The organism is Anoxybacillus sp. LAT27 (assembly GCF_022030075.1).
Taxonomy (GTDB): Bacteria; Bacillota; Bacilli; order Bacillales; family Anoxybacillaceae; genus Anoxybacillus; species Anoxybacillus kestanbolensis.
Genome location: NZ_JAIWYK010000314.1, coordinates 1 through 232, shown reverse-complemented (window position 1 = coordinate 232; position 232 = coordinate 1). Strand labels below are relative to the sequence as shown.

The following is a 232-nucleotide window of genomic DNA, read 5'->3' as shown; positions in this document are numbered from 1 at the left end:
GCCGATGACAAAGCGCAGCACGTAAGCGTGAAACAGCAACTCCCCGAACGCAGCGAGCAAGGCGGAGAAAAACGCTGCGCTTAAAATGGCGCCGCCGGCGATGTCATAAAACGCGCCGATGCCAATCCATGTGGCGACAAATACGAGGCCAAAATCGGCGATCGTCGCCGAAACGTTGCCGAGGCGCGGCAAAACGTACAAGTCGCCGAGCGCATAGGCGACAAGCGTCAGC

Annotated in this window: 1 protein-coding gene; it reads right to left on the bottom strand. The window is 59.1% G+C overall.

Annotated features, from left to right (window positions below; translation table 11 throughout):
* Positions 1-232, bottom strand: a 232-nt coding sequence (locus LD028_RS09605) for a DUF2512 family protein (protein WP_237811684.1), incomplete at both ends; no start/stop codon positions are given.